At 60.4% G+C, this 16,948-nt stretch carries 17 protein-coding genes; all 17 read right to left on the bottom strand.

Features of this window, described 5'->3' with window-relative positions:
• Nucleotides 1–36: 36 nt before the first annotated feature.
• The 17 genes from ung to ACYQ1A_RS06630 all read right to left on the bottom strand — a co-directional run bounded on the left by ung (nt 37) and on the right by ACYQ1A_RS06630 (nt 16,948).
• The gene (ung, locus tag ACYQ1A_RS06710; RefSeq protein WP_499361192.1) at nt 37–711 is read right to left on the bottom strand and encodes a uracil-DNA glycosylase; all 675 of its coding nucleotides are present in this window, start codon (nt 709–711) and stop codon (nt 37–39) included.
• Entirely contained in the window at nt 701–1,198 is a 498-nt protein-coding gene (locus ACYQ1A_RS06705; protein ID WP_499361190.1) for a hypothetical protein, read from the bottom strand. Before ACYQ1A_RS06705 ends, ung begins: the two co-directional genes overlap by 11 nt.
• 34 nt (nt 1,199–1,232) lie before the next feature.
• A complete protein-coding gene (locus ACYQ1A_RS06700) occupies nt 1,233–2,069 on the bottom strand; it encodes a TrmH family RNA methyltransferase (protein WP_499361189.1) in 837 nt (278 codons plus the stop codon).
• Nucleotides 2,070–2,193: 124 nt separating this feature from the next.
• Nucleotides 2,194–3,678: an HDOD domain-containing protein gene (locus ACYQ1A_RS06695; RefSeq protein WP_499361187.1), complete on the bottom strand. Its 1,485-nt coding sequence runs from the start codon at nt 3,676–3,678 to the stop codon at nt 2,194–2,196.
• Nucleotides 3,663–4,376, bottom strand: a complete 714-nt coding sequence (locus ACYQ1A_RS06690) for a class I SAM-dependent methyltransferase (protein ID WP_499361185.1) — start codon at nt 4,374–4,376, stop codon at nt 3,663–3,665. Before ACYQ1A_RS06690 ends, ACYQ1A_RS06695 begins: the two co-directional genes overlap by 16 nt.
• A complete protein-coding gene (motB, locus tag ACYQ1A_RS06685) occupies nt 4,376–5,377 on the bottom strand; it encodes a flagellar motor protein MotB (RefSeq protein WP_499361184.1) in 1,002 nt (333 codons plus the stop codon). Before motB ends, ACYQ1A_RS06690 begins: the two co-directional genes overlap by 1 nt.
• 73 nt (nt 5,378–5,450) lie before the next feature.
• Nucleotides 5,451–6,311: a flagellar motor stator protein MotA gene (motA, locus tag ACYQ1A_RS06680; RefSeq protein WP_053935945.1), complete on the bottom strand. Its 861-nt coding sequence runs from the start codon at nt 6,309–6,311 to the stop codon at nt 5,451–5,453.
• Between the two features lie 205 nt (nt 6,312–6,516).
• Complete coding sequence (gene rnhB / locus ACYQ1A_RS06675) at nt 6,517–7,122, bottom strand: ribonuclease HII (protein ID WP_499361183.1); 606 nt, start codon at nt 7,120–7,122, stop codon at nt 6,517–6,519.
• Nucleotides 7,115–8,296 (bottom strand): lipid-A-disaccharide synthase, encoded by a 1,182-nt coding sequence (lpxB, locus tag ACYQ1A_RS06670; RefSeq protein WP_499361181.1) that lies wholly within the window; start codon nt 8,294–8,296, stop codon nt 7,115–7,117. The genes rnhB and lpxB overlap by 8 nt, the downstream gene beginning before the upstream one ends.
• A 48-nt stretch (nt 8,297–8,344) precedes the next feature.
• The gene (gene lpxA, locus ACYQ1A_RS06665; RefSeq protein WP_499361179.1) at nt 8,345–9,121 is read right to left on the bottom strand and encodes an acyl-ACP--UDP-N-acetylglucosamine O-acyltransferase; all 777 of its coding nucleotides are present in this window, start codon (nt 9,119–9,121) and stop codon (nt 8,345–8,347) included.
• Between the two features lie 79 nt (nt 9,122–9,200).
• Complete coding sequence (gene fabZ / locus ACYQ1A_RS06660) at nt 9,201–9,659, bottom strand: 3-hydroxyacyl-ACP dehydratase FabZ (protein ID WP_499361178.1); 459 nt, start codon at nt 9,657–9,659, stop codon at nt 9,201–9,203.
• Entirely contained in the window at nt 9,656–10,690 is a 1,035-nt protein-coding gene (gene lpxD, locus ACYQ1A_RS06655) for a UDP-3-O-(3-hydroxymyristoyl)glucosamine N-acyltransferase (RefSeq protein ID WP_499361177.1), read from the bottom strand. Before lpxD ends, fabZ begins: the two co-directional genes overlap by 4 nt.
• A gap of 7 nt (nt 10,691–10,697) precedes the next feature.
• Entirely contained in the window at nt 10,698–11,198 is a 501-nt protein-coding gene (locus ACYQ1A_RS06650; RefSeq protein WP_499361176.1) for an OmpH/Skp family outer membrane protein, read from the bottom strand.
• A 26-nt stretch (nt 11,199–11,224) separates the two neighbouring features.
• Entirely contained in the window at nt 11,225–13,465 is a 2,241-nt protein-coding gene (gene bamA / locus ACYQ1A_RS06645; protein WP_499361174.1) for an outer membrane protein assembly factor BamA, read from the bottom strand.
• Nucleotides 13,466–13,534: 69 nt separating this feature from the next.
• Nucleotides 13,535–14,884: an RIP metalloprotease RseP gene (gene rseP / locus ACYQ1A_RS06640; RefSeq protein WP_499361173.1), complete on the bottom strand. Its 1,350-nt coding sequence runs from the start codon at nt 14,882–14,884 to the stop codon at nt 13,535–13,537.
• Nucleotides 14,885–14,888: 4 nt separating this feature from the next.
• A complete protein-coding gene (gene ispC, locus ACYQ1A_RS06635) occupies nt 14,889–16,097 on the bottom strand; it encodes a 1-deoxy-D-xylulose-5-phosphate reductoisomerase (RefSeq protein ID WP_062223698.1) in 1,209 nt (402 codons plus the stop codon).
• 44 nt (nt 16,098–16,141) lie between these two features.
• Nucleotides 16,142–16,948, bottom strand: coding sequence for a phosphatidate cytidylyltransferase (locus tag ACYQ1A_RS06630; protein WP_499361171.1), 807 nt, complete (start codon nt 16,946–16,948; stop codon nt 16,142–16,144).

The raw sequence follows: 16,948 nt of genomic DNA, 5'->3' as shown, positions 1-16,948 counted from the left end.
CACCCTATGCTTTCTTCGGACAGACGTTGGGCGGCATCAGATCGCCCAGTCGATGGGCGCGCGGCCGTGTTGTTGCAAGTACTGGTTGGCGGCGCTGAAGTGGCCGCAGCCGATAAAGCCGCGATAGGCGGACAGCGGCGAGGGGTGTACCGATTCCAGCACGCAGTGGCGCTGGCGGTCGATCAGCGCGGCTTTTTTCTGCGCGTGGCTGCCCCACAACAAGAACACCACGCCGGTTTCACGCGCGGCCAGTTCGCGGATCAGGGTGTCGGTCAGGATTTCCCAACCGCGTTTGGCATGCGATGCGGCCTTGTTGGCTTCGACCGTCAACACCGTGTTCAGCAGCAACACGCCCTGCTCGGCCCAGCGCGTTAACGTGCCGTGTTGCGGCGGCGTCAGACCAAAATCGCGCGCCAGTTCTTTCCAGATGTTGTTGAGCGACGGCGGCATGCGCACACCGGGCGGCACCGAAAAGCTCAAGCCGTGCGCCTGGCCCGGTCCGTGATACGGGTCTTGCCCCAGGATCACCACGCGCACGGCGTCGGGTCGGGTATGTTCCAGCGCGGCAAACCAATGTTCGCGCGGCGGATAGATGGCCTTGCCGGCGGTGGCTTCGGCTTCCAGAAAATCAGACAGCGCCAGCAAAGCGGGATCGTGTCGCAGCGATTGCAGCAACGGTTGCCAGGCGGCGGGTACGGCATCAAGAATCAAGACTTGCTCCACGCAAAGAACGGATATGCACGCGATGGCGGCTGAACAGCACGCGTTCAAACGCCTCGCGCAGGGCTGGTTGCGGCCACAGGTAGCGGGCGCGGATTTGCCAGGTGTCACCTTGCGGCTCGGCGGCGCTGATTTCCAGCGGCAGGCTCAGCAAATAGGCAAATTCATGGCTGAGTGATACATCCAGCCAGCCTTGCTGCCCGGCCAGCAACGCTTGCGCTGACGTCCAGACCAGATCATCCAGCCCGAATTGCACGTCCGCGTGCGACGGTAGTTGCGGCGTCAGCAGGCGCCCCAGCCACAACAGCTGCAAATCCAGCCGTCGCTGCATCGGATCAGGCTCGTCGCCTTCCGGATGCTCCAGCAGCATCAGCACTTGCAGATAACGCGTCGCCTCAAGCGCGCTTTGGCCCGGCTGGCTGGACCAGCGCAGTGGCAGCGTGGCGGGCACGTAAAAGCTTTCAGACGGTGCGGACATGGTGACGATCCTGGCGGGCGCAACAGACGCGCGATTATACGCGGCTCTGGCGCACGCGTTCGTACAGGCAGATGGCGGCGGCGTGGCCGACGTTGAGTGATTCGATACCCGGTTGCATCGGGATTTTAAGGCGCAGCGTGGCGGCAGCTTCAAGTTCGGTACTCACGCCCTGACCTTCCGCGCCCATCACCAGGGCAACATCGCCACGCAGATCGCTTTCATACAAATCAACGGCGCCGTCGAGCATCAAGGCGGCGATGCGGCCGTTAAACTGGCTGGCGGCGGCCAGCAGATCGGTGCGCTCGACAATCTCCAGGGCAAAATGCGCGCCCATGCCCGCGCGCAAAACCCGCGGCGACCAGACATCGGCGCTATGCAGCGACAACGCCACTTGCTGCACCCCGGCCGCCGCCGCAGTGCGCAATATTGCGCCGACATTGCCGGGGTCTTGCACCCCATCCAGCCACAGGCACAGGCCCGCGTGGCGCAGTGCGGGCGCATTGGGGATGTGGGCGAGCGCGATCAGGCCGGTGGCACTGGGCAGCTCGGTCAGCGTGGCGAACAGCGCGTCGTCCAGCAAGGCGGGGTCTTTGCCATAGCGCGCCAGCAGGGTCTGGTGCTCCGGGCGCTGCAGGCCGCTCTGGCTGATCAGGATGCGTTCCAGTGGCCAGCCCGCATCCAGCGCCGCCGCCACCAGATGCGGACCATCGAGCAAGGTCTGGCCGAGCTTGAGCCGGTCGCGCCGGTTTTCGGCGAGCTTGTGGCACAGCTTGTAGAGCGGGTTTTGCGCGGACTGGATCAGATCCATGGGATTGGGGGCTAACGACGAGAAAGGCGAGATGATACCGCGCGCGGCGCGGTCGGGCAGCATTGCGTCTGCCACCACGGCCAACCGCGCGCAAACCGACCAGCAAAGCCGCCATCACATAGGGTGGGTCACGACCCACCCTACAAAGCCGCATGTTCATATTGCGGCCCCATATCGCGGCCCGTGGTTATGGCTTGGGGCTTCTGTCGCTCAGGGCACGCCCCACCAGCAGGCAGACTTGTTTAAAGCTGGCGAAATCAGCATCGGCGAGCGGATCGTCGCTGGGCCGTTCGCCCACAAAGATGCCGATCGGCTTGGCACCCATAAACAAGGACATCGCGCAGAAGTCGCCATTGCCAAAGCGCTGCAACCAGGGCGCGGGCAGCAGCGGCTGAATTTCGGCGCGCGTGCCATTGTGCAGCCACACCGCCTGCGGTTTGTTCAGCAAGCGGGTAAACAGATGCGGGGTAACGGCGGCGAGCACCAGATCGCGCAGAGGCTCGTGCGGATCAGCACTTTGCACCAGCCGCGCTTGCAGACGCTGGTCGGCGGGCACGTAAACCAGGAATGCTGCGCGCTTCATATTCAGGCCTTCAACCAGGGCACGCAGACTCAGATTGATCAGTTGCTGCGCGGTGGCGCCCTGTTTTCCCGCCAGATGCAGAGCCTGCATCCGTACCGACAAGACATCGCGTACTGGCGCATCCGTCGCGGGCGACGCGGCGCCTGCCGCCGTTGCCGCTGCGGTTACGGTGTGCGGGGTGGCGCGCGGTGGCGGCGCGGCGCTCACTTCCACTGTGGGCAACGAGGCCATGACCGGCGTGGCGACCGGGCGTGGTGGTTTGGGCCATTCGCCGGGCAACATCGGCAACCAGCGCGGCGCCTGCAGCCGCATTTCACCAAAGGGCTCGCGCTGCACCTGCGTCAACATCATCTTGCGCGCGGTGCTCCAGGTATTGGCCACGTCCTCTTGCAACACGCCCGCCAGGGTAGCCAGTTCGGTCTGCACCTCGCTTTGCCACCAGCCCCGGTCCAGCGCATGTGCCAGCCGCAAAGCAGAATGCTGCAACACCACGCGTGGCCCGCCTTCGGCCGCCGGCGTCATCAGCGTGAGCACGGCTTCGGGAAAGCGCCAGGCACTGAACAATTCATGCGCGGCGCCCGGCGCGGGAGGCTGGGCGGTTTCGGTGCTGGCCAGGGTATACAGAATGGGCGGCACACAAGCCATCAGCGCGGCAATAAACACTTCGTCCAGGCGGGCGTCCATGCGCCGATTGGCGTAGTCGCGCGTCAGGCGCGCCGCAAAGCGGCCATCCACCACCAGTTTCTGGATGCGTTCATAGGCTTGCGGGTGGGCGGGCAGGATCAGATCTTCCAGCACCGGCATGCGGCTGAAGCGATCCAGAAACGGCGCCGTACCGAATAATTGCAACGCGTTGTCGATGCTGACGATATCGGCCGACAGACTGGAGCGCATGCGCTGGTTGACCACGCGCAGCACCTGCGCCGTCAACAGCGGATCGCGCAGCACCAGATCAACCACATCGGCGGGCCGCACGCGTTCGGCGCGGCGCAGCATGGGCTGCAATTGCTCGTGGCTGCGCTGCAACATGGGCAGCGCGCGGCCCGACCAGTAGTCGATCCACGGCTGATGCGTCATCGGTGATGCCATATATAAAGTCTGCTGTTTTTCCAGTCTTCCACCTCGACAATCTCGTCAGGCGGAACACCGGGGATTGCAAAACTGTTGCTGATCAGACGGCTGCCGGGCTGCCACTCTTGCTGCAGTTTAAGCCACAGAGCGGCCATCGGCTCAGGCGAAAGATAAGCATAGATGACGTCATAGCCGCCCAGGTTGAGCGCCATGGCATCGCCGCGCAGCCAGGTGGCGGCCTTGCCCAGGCGCGCGCGGCCGATCAACCACGGCAGCCATGCCAGTTCGATGCCACTGAGCTGCACGTCGGGGCGCTGGCGATGCAACCACGCCAGCACGGTGCCGGTGCCCGCGCCGATATCGAGCAGGCGCGCGTGCGGCGGAATATGTTCGGAGAGTTTGCCCAGCGCATGCGGGTTGCTGAGGTAGAGCGGCACGCGGCTACGCACCGCTCCGGAATACACCACAAACATCAGCACAAAAGCGACCAGCCAGACCCAGGACGGCACGTTGAGCGTCAACGCGCCGACTACGGCCAACGGAAACACGGCGTGTATGAGCATCCACCAGCGGCGGTCATGCACCACGCGCGCGGCAATGGCGGCCAGCAAGGCGGCCGTCACCGCCTGATTGAGCAAGCCTGCACGCGGCAGCAGCCAGAAAGCCAGCAGCACCGCGGCCAGTTGCAACAAGACAAAGCGCAGCGGCTGCGACATTACTCGTGGGCAGGTGCAACAGGATGGGCGTTAGCGGGCCCCGCCACGCGCCCGGTGGTCGAAGTCGCGGGCGCGGCGGGCGCATCCGGCGTGGTGGCCATTGCGGCCGGGCCAGGATTGGCGGCATCGGCGGGTGCCGACGCGTCTTGCGTTACGCCCGCCTGGCTGCGGATTTCGTCAGCCGCTTCTTTGTTCAACACCACGATGCTGATGCGGCGATTAACCGGCGCGTAGATATTGCTTTTATCCAGCGGAATCTGGTCGGCAAAGCCATTGACGCGCAATACCTTTTCGCCCGGCACACCCGCGCCATCAATCAATTCGCGACGCGACGCATTGGCGCGATCGGCCGACAATTCCCAGTTGCTAAAGCCGCGTTGGCCGCCGGCGAATTGCTGCGCATCGGTGTGGCCGGATAGCGAAATATCATTGGGCACATCGACCAGCAATTTGCCGATTTCATCAAGAATATCGCGCGCATACGGTTCGAGCTCGCTGCTGCCCGATTTAAACATCGGACGGTTTTGCGCATCGACAATCTGAATGCGCAAACCTTCGGCCACCATATCCAGCTTGAGCTGGTTTTTGAATTGCGCCAGCTTGCTATTGGTTTTGGCCTTGTCATCCATCATGGCCTGGAATTTCTTTTGCAATGCCGACAAGCGCCGCCGATCTTTGGCCTGCTCATCTTGCTGCACTGCGCCTTTTTTCATCTGGCCCACTTGCTGCGTCAAATCTTTGCCGCCGCCCTTGACCAGCGAATCGGCATCACCCGCGCCCTCGCCGCCGCGCCGCGCAATCTTGAGCGGATTGGAAAAGTAATCAGCAATGCCTTTCAGATTGCCTTTGGAGACTGAGCCCAGCAGCCACATCAGCAAAAAGAACGCCATCATGGCGGTCATGAAGTCGGCATAGGCGATTTTCCACGCGCCGCCATGGTGGCCGTGTTCGCCCTTCTTGATGCGCTTTACGATAATGGGACGTTGTGAGTCGTCGCTCATGGTTGCCCCTGCAAGGCAGAACGCCGCGGCAGCAAGGCTGCGCGGCGTTGGTTGATCGGATTACGCGCCGATGTTATTTCGACTTGGCGTTCTTCACGAATTCTTCCAGCTCCTTGAAGCTGGGGCGCTCGGTCGAATTAAGTGCCTTGCGGCCAAATTCGACCGCCACTTGCGGCGCGTAGCCATTCAGGCTGGCCAGCATGGTGGTCTTGATAACGGTAAACGCCTGGTGCACGGCGGCATTGCGTGCTTCCAGAATGGCCGCCAGCGGGCCGACAAAACCATAGGCCAGCAAAATACCCATAAAGGTACCCACCAGCGCCGCGCCAATCAGCTTGCCCAGCTCGGACGGTGGCAAATGCAGCGAACCCATGGTGTGCACCACGCCCATCACCGCCGCCACAATCCCGAATGCCGGCAAGCCATCAGCCAGTTTGGTCACCACAGTGACCGGGTCGGCGGCTTCGTGATGGTGAGTATCGATTTCCACATCCATCAGGTTTTCGATTTCAAAGGCGTTAAGGTTGCCGCCCACCATCAAGCGCAAATAGTCGGTAATGAATTCAACCAGATGGTGGTCGTGCGCCACTTTGGGATATTTGCTGAACACCGGGCTGTTATGCGGATCTTCCACATCGCCTTCAATCGACATCAAACCCTCTTTACGGATTTTGGACAGCAGCTCAAACATCAGCGCGAACAAATCCATATAAAAGTTTTTGTTGTAAGGCGGGCCTTTAAACAGCAAGGGAATCGACTTGAGGAAAGCCTTCATCGGCTTGCCACCATAGCCGACGATGGTGGCGCCAATGCCGCCACCAAAAATAATGATGATTTCGACCGGTTGCCACAGCACGCCCAATTCGCCGCCGTGTGCCGCATAGGCGCCAAAAATACAGGCGACCATGAAAATATAACCAATGATGACGAACATGCGCCGTGTATTCCCTGTATTGAATTCGGGGGAGTGGCCGTGAATGACGGCACTTTGATTTTTCTATGTAGAACAGCGCAGATCTGCGCGCCTGATCAACACAAACATCCGTGATTCCACAAACCGTTGTGGCCCCTTATCCAGATGTCATTTATCCCGCATTCCCGCAGTTTAGAGGCAAGGGCTTGCAAGCGACAACCCAGGCTTACTCCCAGAGCGACATTTGTGCGACGGCCATACGCACCGGCGCAAAACTGTTGCGATGGATCGGACATGGGCCCAGGCGCTTGAGCGCGCTCAGATGTTCGGGCGTGCCATAGCCTTTGTGGCGGGCAAAACCGTAATCGGGCCAGGTTTCGTGGTGCTGCAACAGCTCGCGATCACGCGCCACTTTGGCCAGGATGGACGCGGCCGAGATGCAAGCCTGCAGTGCGTCGCCCCCGATAATGGTCTGCACCGCGCAGCCCAGTTGCGGCGCCCGGTTACCATCAATCAAGGCCAGTTCCGGCGGCGTGTGCAAACCGGCAACCGCACGCTGCATCGCCAGCATGGTGGCCTGCAATATGTTGATGCGATCGATTTCTTCATGCGTGGCAAAGGCGATCGACCAGGCAAGGGCTTTTTCCTGAATTTGCGGAAACAGCTTTTCGCGTTGGGCTTCGCTCAGCTTTTTGGAATCATCCAGCCCCTTGATGCGATGGCGCGGCGGCAGGATCACGGCGGCGGCAAACACCGAACCCGCCAGCGGCCCGCGCCCGGCTTCGTCCACACCACACACCAGTTTGATCGGCTTGATCGCCTTGTCAGCCACGGCCCTTCCCCAACACCTTGACCACCGCATCCGCGGCGCGATCCGCTGCGCCACAGCGCAATTGCTCATGAAACCCGGTAAAACAAGCGTTAATGCGCGCGGCAAAACGCTTGTCATCAATCATGTTTGAAACGGCTTGCACGATATTGTCGGCGGTGGCGTCGTGCTGCAACAGTTCAGGCACCACAAAGCCAGCCGCCAGCGCGTTGGGCAAGCTGATGTAGGGCGTTTTAATCTTTTTGCGCACCATGCGATAGGTGAAGTTGGTCAGCCGGTAGGTGACTACCGTCGGACGCTTGGCCAGCATGGCTTCCAGCGCGGCGGTGCCGGAGGCCACCACGATGGCGTCTGACGCCTGCATTGCTTCATGCGCGTGACCGAACATCAAACGGAACGGCAGTTCTTGCGCGCCCTGCTTCCACATTTCGGTTTCGAACATATCGCGCGTTTCTCGCGTAATGAACGGCACCAGAAAAACTGCATTGGGATAGCGCTCAAACAGTTTGCGCGCGGTTTCGACAAACAGCGCGGCGTGCAACGCCAGTTCACTCTGGCGGCTGCCCGGCAATAGCGCAAACACGGTGGACGCCACCGGCACTCCCAGCGTTTCGCGCAGGGCCGGTTGGTCGGGTTCGAGCGGAAATTGATCAGCGAGCGGATGCCCCACATAAGTGGCTGGAATCCCCGCCTGGCGATACAGCGCTTCTTCAAACGGAAACAGCAACAGCACGTGCGACACCGCTTGCCCGATTTTCTTCAGGCGTTCGGCGCGCCAGGCCCAGATGGACGGGCTGACGTAATGCACTACCGGAATCCCGGCGGCTTTGCACGCGGCTTCGAGGCCCAGGTTGAAATCAGGCGCATCGATACCGATCACCAGATCGGGCTTTTCGCGCAGGATGGCGTCTTTGAGTTCACGCCGGATACGCAGCAGTTCGGGCAGATGCTTGATCACTTCGGCATAGCCGCGCACGGCCAGCTTTTCCATCGGCACCACGCTATGCGCGCCCTCGGCTTTCATGCGCGGCCCCGCAATGCCGCTATAAATGGCATGGGGCAAACGCTGGCGCAGCGCTTCGATCAGCGCGGCACCCAGCAAATCGCCCGAGGCTTCGCCCGCGACGATGGCAATACGCGGATGACCGCCCGCTTGCGGAAAGAGTCGATCTATCATCGGCTCACACGGAAAACAGAGTTAAGGGACAAGCAGACGGTTGCCAGCTCACCGGATAATGCCACGTTCGCTGGCTTGCACGAATGCCAACATCGCGCCCACTTCAGCCGAAGTCTGCGCCATTTCGGCCAACGCGGCCTGGGCGTCTTCCATGCTCAGCGCCTGGCGATACAGCGCCTTGTAGGCTCGTTTGACCACACTGATCTGCTCGGCGCTGTAGCCGTGACGACGCATGCCTTCGCTGTGCGCGCCAGCGGGCTTGGCCCGATTGCCTGCGGCCACAACAAACGGCGGTACGTCTTGCGAAATCGCGGCGGTGAACGCGCTCATTGCATGCGCGCCAATGCGGCAGAACTGGTGCACGGTGGTAAACCCGCCCAGAAAAACCCAGTCCTCAACATGCACGTGGCCAGCCAGCGTGACATTGTTGGCAAAAATCGTATTGCTGCCGATGCGGCAGTCATGCGCCACGTGCACGTAGGCCATGATCCAGTTGTTGTCGCCAATACTGGTGATGCCTTCGTCCTGCGCGGTGCCGGTCGAAATGGTGATGTATTGAAAAAAGGTGTTGCCGTCGCCGATGGTCAGCCGCGTCGGCTCGCCCTTGTACTTTTTGTCTTGCGGGTCGCAACCGATGCTGCCAAACGAATGGAAGCGATTGCGCGCGCCGATGCGGGTTACACCGCTGATGACCACGTGTGCATCAATCACCGTGTCCTGGCCGATGCTGACATCGGGCCCGATGATTGCGTACGGGCCGACGACCACGCTGTCATGCAGAACCGCGCGCGGATCGACCACGGCGGTGGGATGGATATTTGCCATAAATGCGGGTCCTGAAAGGATGAAGCGGGCATAACGCCCGCCGCAACAACCTGCCTGATCGATCGCGCGCGCCGCGCGCTTACAGGCTCTTGTTCACCTTGCGCTCGGCGCAGAGCAATTCGGCTTCGGCCGCCAGCTCGGTGCCGACATAGGCTTTGGCGGCGTACTTGTAGATGCCACGCTTGGACTGCAGCAGCTCAACACACAAGGTCAGCTGATCACCCGGCACCACCTGGCGCTTGAAGCGCGCATTGTCGATACCGGCAAAGAAATACAGCGAACTGCCATCCGGCTCTTTGCCATCGCTCTTGAACGACAGCACGCCTGCGGCTTGCGCCAGCGCTTCCATGATCAACACACCCGGCATGACCGGGTAGCCGGGAAAATGCCCGGGGAAAAACGGTTCGTTGATGGTGACGTTCTTGATGGCCTTGATCGATTTGCCCAGCTCAAGTTCAGTCACGCGGTCTATCAGCAAAAATGGATACCGGTGCGGTAAGTATTTGATGATTTCATTGATATCCATTGTTTCGCTCATTCTTCCTCCTGCGCTGCGGCAGTGTCTTGCGCCGCCAGCTTTTTTTCCAGTTGTTTGACCTTGCCGCTCAGTGCATCAAGGTGCCGCAAATGCGCGGCGTTTTTGAGCCACTGATCGTGGGTCTGCACGGGGCTACCCGCGTAAATGCCTTTGTTGCGGATCGACTTGGATACCAATGCCGAATTCAGCAGGATGACATCGTCGCCAATCTCGATATGGCCGCCCATACGGGTGGCACCGCCAAACTGGCAGCGCGCACCGATGCGCACCGAACCCGAAATACCGCTCATGGCTGCCATGGCGGTGTGCTCGCCCACGTGCACGTTGTGGCCCAGCATCACCAGGTTATCAATGCGCACGCCATTGCTGAGCACGGTATCGTCAATCGCACCGCGATCCACCGTGGCATTGGCGCCTATCTCAACGTCATTGCCCAGCACCACACGCCCGATCTGCGGGATTTTCTCCCAGTGATCCTTGGCCCAGGCATTGCCAAAGCCATCGGCACCAATCACGGCGCCCGGATGCAGAATGCAACGCTCACCCAGCACACATTCGTTCATCAATGTGACATTGGGATAAAGAATGCTGCCAGCGCCGATCTGCGCATTGGCGCCGACAAAAACATTGGCGCGCAACACCACGTTAGCCCCGATGACGGCCCCCGCCTCGACCACCACATTGGGGCCGATTTGCGCAGTGGGATCGACTTTGGCGCTGGGGTCGACGCAGGCGCGCGGATGGACGCCAGGCTGCACGGCCGGGGCCGGATGCAGCAGCGCGGTGGCGCGTGCGTAGTACAGATAAGGATCGTCGGTAAGGATGCACGGCTTGCTGATATCGGCCGCATCGGCGGGCTTGATCAGCAGCGCGGCGGCCTGACTGGCCATCGCCTGACTTTTGAAGCGCGAATTGGACAAAAACGCCAGCGCATCAGGCTGGGCGTTTTCGAGGGCGGCCACACGGCTCACCTGGATATCTTCACCCCGCAGGGTGCCGCCAAGGGCGGTCACTAATTCTGATAAAAACATACGCCGCTCACTTGTCTGACAGCAGCTTGAGCACCTTGTCGGTGATATCAATGCGCGGACTGCGATAGGCCGCTTCCTGCAAGATCAGATCATATTTTTCGCTATTGGCAATCTGCTGGATCGCGTTGTTCACGCGTTCCTGAATGCCCGACAGCTCTTCATTGCGGCGCGAGTTCAAGTCTTCGTTGAGCTCGCGCTGCATCCGTTGGTAATCGAGGTTGAGCTTGACCAGTTGGCGCTCTTTGTCTTTGCGATCCGCATCGGCCAAGCCGCCTTTGTCCAGCTGCGCCTGCAGGGATTTACCTTGATCAGCCAGCTTCTGCACGTCCAGGCGGCGGCCTTCGAATTCCTTCTCCAGCCGTTTGGCCGCACGTGCTGCCGGCGCCGATTCCTTAAGGATGCGATCGGTATCCACAAAGCCGATGCGGATCCCGACATCGGCTGCCATGGCCGCGGTCGAGACTAACGCAACGCACAACAACATTCCGATCTGTCGCGCTAACTTCATGCTTGCAACCTCTTTTCTATATCCGGTCAGAAAATATTGCCGATCTGGAACTGGAACGCTTCCGTCGAATCGCCCGTCTTGGACTTCATCGGCTTGGCAATACTGAACTTGAGCGGACCAATCGGCGAGACCCACGAGAACGCGGCACCGACCGAATAACGGTTATCGCTGAACGAGAACTTGTCGTCCGGACCCCACACGCCACCCGAATCCGCAAACACCGACAAACGCGTGCTGTGATCGTTTTTCATACCCGGCATCGGGAAGAACAACTCGAAGCTGTTGGTCAGCATCTTGTTGCCGCCCATACCGTCGCCGTATTCATCCTTCGGACCAATCGTACCGTAGGCAAAACCGCGCACCGAGTTCACACCACCGGCGTAGAAGTTCTTGTAGAACGGATAGTCCGTGTTGCCATAGCTATTGCCGTAACCGGCTGCCAGGTTCCACATCACGGCAAAGTCTTCACCGATCGGCACCCAGTACTGGCTGGTGGCGTTCAGGCGATAGTACTTCAGGTCCGAACCCGGCACCGAGGCTTCGGCCGAGGTATTGAACGACCAACCCGTCGTCGGATAAGACGCGCTGTCACGCGTGTCACGGGCAAAGCGGATGGTCGAGTTGAACGTGCCGGTCTTGTTGCCGTACTTGTTGACGAAGTCTTCAACATAAGCAGGCGTCGACGTCGTGGTATCGATCTTCAGGTTGTCATAACCAAACGACCAACCCACGCGGTTTTCTTCAGTAACCGGCAAGCCAAAGGTCAACGCGCCACCCCAGCCATTGGTGGTGTAGTTACCCAGGTTGTTGTACGACGGATCGGTATCGCGTTTGTAGAAGTTCCAGCCCATCGAGATGCCATCCGGCGTCGCGTACGGGTCAGTCAGGCCGAGCGAATACACGCGCTGCGATGAGCTGTTGTTGAATTCCGCTGAGAACTGCTTGCCGCTACCCAGAAAGTTGGTCTGCGAAATCGACGCAATCAACACCACGCCTTCCGACTGACCGTAACCCGCGCCGATATTGAACTGGCCGGTTTTCTTTTCGGTAACCCGGACGTTCATATCCACCTGATCCGGCGCATCCGGCACCGGCGGCGTATCGATATTCACTTCCTGGAAGTAATCGAGCTGGTCCAGACGCTGCTTGGAACGCTTGATCTTCGAACCATCATACGGCGCCGATTCAGCCTGACGCAGTTCACGGCGCACCACTTCATCCCGCGTCATGGTGTTGCCGACCACGTTGATATTGCGCACGTAAACGCGACGACCCGGATCAACGTAGAAGGTAAAGGCAACGGTATGGTTGACCTTGTCGACATCGGGCACGGCGTTGACGTTGGCAAAGGCGTAGCCATCGACACCCAGACGATCCGTGACCGCCGCGGTGGCTTTGTTCAGTTTCTGGCGCGAGAAGGTTTCACCGGCCTTGATCTTGACCAGTTTTTCCAGCTCGGCTTGCGGGATGGTGCTGTCGCCGGCAAATTTGACGTCGGTGACGGTGTACTTTTCACCCTCGGTGATATTGATCGTCAGGAAAACATCTTCTTTGCTTTCCGAGATCGCCACCTGGGTCGAATCGACGTTGAACTCAAGGTAACCGCGGTCCATATAGTACGAACGCAGGGTTTCCAGATCGGCCTGGAATTTCTGGCGCGAATACTGATCGTCCTTGGTATACCAGCTCATCCAGCCCGGGGTGCTGAGCGACAATTCGCCCAACAGGTCTTTTTCTTTAAAGACCTTGGCACCGACCAGGTTGACCTGCTGGATCAGCGCGGTGGCGCCTTCCGAGATATTGAATTCGATACCCACGCGGTTGCGTTCAAGCCGTGTGACCGTGGTCTTGACGATCACCGAGTAACGACCGCGCGAGTAGTACTGTTGTTTGAGTTCCTGCACCGCGGCATCGAGCGTGGCTTGCTCGAAAATACGACCTTCGGTGAAGTTCTGGCTGCCCAGCGCCTGCTTGATCTGGTCTTTTTCCAGCAGCTTGGCGCCGTTGATGTTGATCTGCGAAATGGTGGGGCGTTCGTCTACCGTAACCACCAGCACTTCACCATTGCGTTCCAGCCGCACATCGTTGAAGAAGCCGGTGGCAAACAGCGCCTTGATGGCGGCTTGCGCCTTTTCATCATCCAGCGTGTCGCCCACTTTGAGCGGCAGATAATTGAAGACCGTACCCGCATCGGTACGTTGTAGTCCTTCTACGCGGATATCCTTTACGACGAATGCGTCGATAGCCCATACCGGGAGTGCGCTCACGGAAAGTGCAGCGCCAAGCAACAGGGAAAGCGTTTTTAATTTCATGTGTCGGATCGGATTCTGGCGGAGTCAGCCAGTTATGAGTCGGTAGAAATCGTTATACAGCGCGAGCGCCATCAAGCCGGCAAGAAAGAGGAGGCCCAACCGCATGCCGACTGCTTCCACTGTGGCGGACACCGGTCGTCCGGTCAACAGTTCGGCAGCATGATACATCAAATGCCCGCCATCAAGCAGGGGCACAGGTAACAGGTTAAGTATCGCCAGACTCAAACTGACCAGCGCCAATGTATCGATAAATGGCTCCAGTCCAGCCTGTGCGCTTTGCCCTGCCATGCGGGCAATCGTGAGGGGTCCACCCACCTGGCTGGCCGACACATGCCCGGTGATCATGCGGCCAAACAGCACGCCGTTCAGCCGTATGGTCTGCCAGGCCTTATTGACAGCAGCGCCCAGCGCCGCTACCGGGCCATAACGCATTTTCATTTGCTGGCTGGCCCATTGTTGCTCGTCCGGCGTCGGGGCAATGCCCAAGCGCCCGATTTGTTTGCCTTTTTCGGTGACCACATCCGGATGCGCGATCACTTCGAGGTGCTGACCGTGCCGCAGCAAACCCACGCGCAAGGGGGCGCCGGCCGCCTGCGCCAGTCGATGTTGCAGCATGCTCCAGCTGGTGAGGGCCTGGCCATCAAGGCTCTGCAGCAGATCGCCTTGCTGGATGCCGGCCCGGGCGGCAGCGCTGCCGGGCGACACTTCAGACACCTGCGGCACGATATGCATCGGTGATACGCCCAGCTTGCTGAGGGTGTCGGCATCGACGCTCTCGATACCAAATGCCACCGGGTCGATAGAAACGGCTACATCACGCCCGTTACGCTGCAATTGCACCGAAAACTTTTTTCCCTGACTGGCGGCATCGAGCAGTCCGGTCTGGATGTCATCCCAGTTGCGCACAGGGGTCTGATCTATGCGCTGGATGCGATCACCCACGCGGATGCCGACATGGCTGGCCACGGTATCGACCGCCACATCGCCCACCACCGGCGCCAGGGTGGACACGCCCACCATAAACAACACCCAGTAGAACAGCAGTGCCAGCAACAGATTTGCAGCCGGCCCGGCCACAACTACGGCCATTTTCTTGAGTGGATGTTGGCGATTGAAGGCGCGATCAAGATCGGCTGCCGCCACGGGGGCTTCGCGTTCGTCCAGCATGCGGACGTAGCCGCCGAGGGGAATGGCGGCAATTTGCCAAGTGGTTTCGCCGCGCTGCCAACGATAGAGCGCCTTGCCAAACCCGATGGAGAACGTCAGTACCTTGACGCCACAGCGGCGCGCCACCCAGTAATGACCGAATTCATGCACCGTCACCAGGATGCCCAGCGTGACGATAAACGAGAGCGCCGCGACCAGGCCGTTCATGGGTTCAGCGCTCGCGCAGCCACTGTTGCGCCACTTCGCGCGCGTGCGCGTCGGCTTGCAACAGCAGATCGATAGAGGCATCGCTGGCGTTACTACAGCAAATGCCCAGCGTGTGTTCGATCAGGGCGGGGATGCCATTCCAGTCGAGTTGGTGCTCGAGGAATGCAGCCACAGCAACTTCATTGGCCGCATTGGCGATTGCAGTCGCCGGGCCGCCCTGGCGCAACGCTTCAAAGGCCAGGCGCAGGCAGGGAAAACGCTTGAGATCGGGCTCTTCAAAATCGAGGCGCCCTACTTTGAACAAATCGAGCCGCTCCACCCCGGATTCGACGCGCTGCGGATAAGCCATGCCATAGGCAATCGGCGTACGCATATCGGGCGCACCCAACTGGGCCAGCACCGAGCCATCCACATACTCGACCATCGAATGCACGATGCTCTGCGGATGCACCACCACGGTAATTTCGTCGGGGCGCGCATTAAACAACCAGTGCGCTTCGATGACCTCAAGGCCCTTGTTCATCATGGTGGCCGAGTCGACCGAAATCTTGCGCCCCATCGACCAGTTGGGATGGCGCACTGCTTCTTCGGGGGTGATGGCGGCCAGCGTCTCCAGCGGCCGGGTACGGAACGGGCCACCGGAAGCGGTCAGCAGAATCCGGCGCACACCCGCTTGTTGCAGGGTGCCGTGATACGGCCGCTCGCGATGCGCGCGCGGCAACACCTGGAAGATGGCGTTGTGTTCGCTATCGATAGGCAGCAGTTCCGCGCCAGCGGCGGTAACGGCATCCATAAACAGCTTGCCCGCCAGCACCAGCGTTTCTTTGTTGGCCAACAGCACGCGCTTGCCGCACTGCGCGGCGGCCAGCGTTGACTTCATGCCCGCTGCGCCAACGATGGCGGCCATCACGGTATCGACTTCGGGCGCGCAGGCCACTTGCTCGAGCGCGGCCGCGCCACACAACACTTCGGTTTCGAGCCCGGCGGCGCGCACCATGCCACGCAAGGTTTCGGCAGATTGCTCGTCCAGCACCACGGCATAGCGCGGCGCAAACTGTTTGCACTGTTGCAGCAACCGATCCAGCTGCGTGGCGCCACTGATGGCAAACACACGATATTGATCGGGATGGCGGGCCACTACATCGAGCGTATTGACGCCGATGCTGCCAGTGGCGCCAAGGACGGTAAGTGTTCTGAGGGTCGGTGCGGTCATGGATTGCCGTAGTTTTCTAGAGCGCCGCGGAATCAACCGGGCGATTAATGCTGGATCAGCCAGGGCCAGAGCAAGGCGGCGATGGGCAGAATGGCAAGCAGGCTGTCGACGCGATCAAGCACGCCACCGTGGCCCGGCAGCAACTGGCTGCTGTCTTTGATACCGGCCTGGCGTTTGAACAACGATTCCATCAGATCACCCACAATGGAAACGGCGGTCAACACCCAGGCCGCCAACACCAGCTTCCACAAGGGCAGCGTGGTCAAGGCGCCCAGCACCAGCGCATAGATAGTAATGCCGACCAGCGCCCCCGCGACACCTTCCCAGGTTTTGCCCGGACTGATGGCAGGCGCCAGCTTGTGTTTGCCAAAGGCTTTGCCGGAGAAATAGGCGGCAGTATCAGCCACCCAGGCAATGGCCATTACAAACAGCAAAGGCAGCGGACCCGCCTCGGCACGCAAGGCAATCAGCGCCAGACCCGCCGCCACCAGCAGCAGCACGCCAGGCAGCGCGCCATTGGCCAGCGTGCTGCGCAAAATCCAGCGCTTGCGCAACCACAGCGGGGCCAACACAAACCAGAACAGGCTGGCCGCCGCCAGGGTCGGCCAGAGCCACGCGGTATGAAACACAAAGTTCTCGCCCGGTGACAGCGCCATCACCAGCGCGCCCACCAGCACGCCCAGGGCAACCCGGGCCGGCATGCGATAGCCGCACAGCGCGCCCCATTCCCATGCGCCCAATCCGGTAACGACGGCGGCGAACATGGCCCAGCCCGGCGCACCCAGCAAAAACAAGGCGGCCAACACCAAAGGAATGAGGATCAGCGCGGTAATGACTCGGGTAATCAGCAT

It is taken from the genome of Silvimonas sp. JCM 19000 (assembly GCF_054652575.1).
Note: the sequence above shows the minus strand (reverse complement) of the source record. Positions and strands in the feature narration are given on the sequence as shown.

Bases quoted from the DNA above. Each gene is read 5' to 3' on its own strand.
- ACYQ1A_RS06705 (WP_499361190.1), bottom strand. From the start codon at position 1,198: ATGTCCGCACCGTCTGAAAGCTTTTACGTGCCCGCCACGCTGCCACTG.
- ACYQ1A_RS06700 (WP_499361189.1), bottom strand. From the start codon at position 2,069: ATGCTGCCCGACCGCGCCGCGCGCGGTATCATCTCGCCTTTCTCGTCG.
- ACYQ1A_RS06695 (WP_499361187.1), bottom strand. From the start codon at position 3,678: ATGGCATCACCGATGACGCATCAGCCGTGGATCGACTACTGGTCGGGC.
- ACYQ1A_RS06690 (WP_499361185.1), bottom strand. From the start codon at position 4,376: ATGTCGCAGCCGCTGCGCTTTGTCTTGTTGCAACTGGCCGCGGTGCTG.
- motB (WP_499361184.1), bottom strand. From the start codon at position 5,377: ATGAGCGACGACTCACAACGTCCCATTATCGTAAAGCGCATCAAGAAG.
- motA (WP_053935945.1), bottom strand. From the start codon at position 6,311: ATGTTCGTCATCATTGGTTATATTTTCATGGTCGCCTGTATTTTTGGC.
- lpxB (WP_499361181.1), bottom strand. From the start codon at position 8,296: ATGATAGATCGACTCTTTCCGCAAGCGGGCGGTCATCCGCGTATTGCC.
- lpxA (WP_499361179.1), bottom strand. From the start codon at position 9,121: ATGGCAAATATCCATCCCACCGCCGTGGTCGATCCGCGCGCGGTTCTG.
- fabZ (WP_499361178.1), bottom strand. From the start codon at position 9,659: ATGAGCGAAACAATGGATATCAATGAAATCATCAAATACTTACCGCAC.
- lpxD (WP_499361177.1), bottom strand. From the start codon at position 10,690: ATGTTTTTATCAGAATTAGTGACCGCCCTTGGCGGCACCCTGCGGGGT.
- ACYQ1A_RS06650 (WP_499361176.1), bottom strand. From the start codon at position 11,198: ATGAAGTTAGCGCGACAGATCGGAATGTTGTTGTGCGTTGCGTTAGTC.
- rseP (WP_499361173.1), bottom strand. From the start codon at position 14,884: ATGAACGGCCTGGTCGCGGCGCTCTCGTTTATCGTCACGCTGGGCATC.
- ispC (WP_062223698.1), bottom strand. From the start codon at position 16,097: ATGACCGCACCGACCCTCAGAACACTTACCGTCCTTGGCGCCACTGGC.
- ACYQ1A_RS06630 (WP_499361171.1), bottom strand. From the start codon at position 16,948: ATGCTGATTACCCGAGTCATTACCGCGCTGATCCTCATTCCTTTGGTG.